The following is a 1,014-nucleotide window of genomic DNA, read 5'->3' as shown; positions in this document are numbered from 1 at the left end:
CGGCCTATAGGACAAAATGTGTGTCCCGATAGAACATCCGTTTCCATCCATTAATCCAGCCAGAACGGGTACGGGTCCCTGTGGTGGAGGTCCTCCCACACGGCCCTGTCGCCCCATTCCGGCCCTCCGTCCTCGCGCGACGGCGAGGCGGAGTAGACGCTGAACAGGAAGTCGATGTCCGCGTCGGTCGGCATCGTGGCGAGCTTCTCGCGCGCCGTCCTCGCGTCCCCCGAGTGCGCGTGGCACCACCAGAACACCGCCTTCACGCGCTTGACCGACGTCAGCCCCCGGTGGTTGCGCAGGACGGCCCTCAGCTGCGAGTTCACCCCTCCCTCGATCATGTTGTTGGTCGACGGCAGCGGGCCGGCCTTGGCCAGGGCGGGGTCGAGGTAGGTGAACAGCGTCCCCGCCGACACCAGCGACGACAGCGACGAGCGCGCCCGCCTCAGCCTCTCGTGGGTGTAGACCCTCCTGCCGTCCACCACGGTTCTGTCCTCCAGGAAGTCGGCCCAGAACCCGCACCAGTCGAGGTAGCGCTCGACCCAGAGCTCGGCCTGGTGCAGCGTCTCGATTCCCATGAGGTCGCGCGCGATGAGGTAGAGCTCGCGCCCCGCCTGGAGCTTCGGCCGCGTCGTCGTGTAGCGCTTGACCTGCGAGAAGGCGTGGAAGGTGCATCTCTGGACCCTGGTGCGCGGCCAGGTCTCGCGCACGGCCTTGGCGAACCCGCTCCCGCCGTCGGTGACGACCACCTCGGGCGCCGGGATCGGCGCCAGGAGGGCCGACCACGCCCTCGAGTTCTCCGACCTTGCCATGTACCAGGAGACCACCCTCTCGCCGCTGCAGCATATGAGCACCACGAGGTCGCGCGCGACCCAGATCCCGTCGACGTAGAGCACGCGGTGCAGCTCGCCGTCGGGGACGGGCATGGGCCAGACCTCCCAGAACTCGGCCGTCCTGCGCCTGAAGGACCGCCCGCCGCCCGGCATCGCCGCCTGGGAGTCCTTGGAGAGGAGC

1 protein-coding gene is annotated in these 1,014 nt (G+C 68.6%); it reads right to left on the bottom strand.

Annotation, left to right across the window (positions count from 1 at the left end; genetic code table 11):
- Positions 1 to 50 precede the first annotated feature (50 nt).
- Positions 51 to 1,014, bottom strand: a 964-nt coding sequence (locus ACTQWD_RS08695; RefSeq protein ID WP_441559751.1) for an IS1249 family transposase, incomplete at its 5' end; no start/stop codon positions are given.

The organism is Collinsella sp. LCP19S3_B6, assembly GCF_052121815.1.
Taxonomy (GTDB): Bacteria; Actinomycetota; Coriobacteriia; order Coriobacteriales; family Coriobacteriaceae; genus Collinsella.
This window is presented reverse-complemented; position numbering and strand designations above follow the sequence as displayed.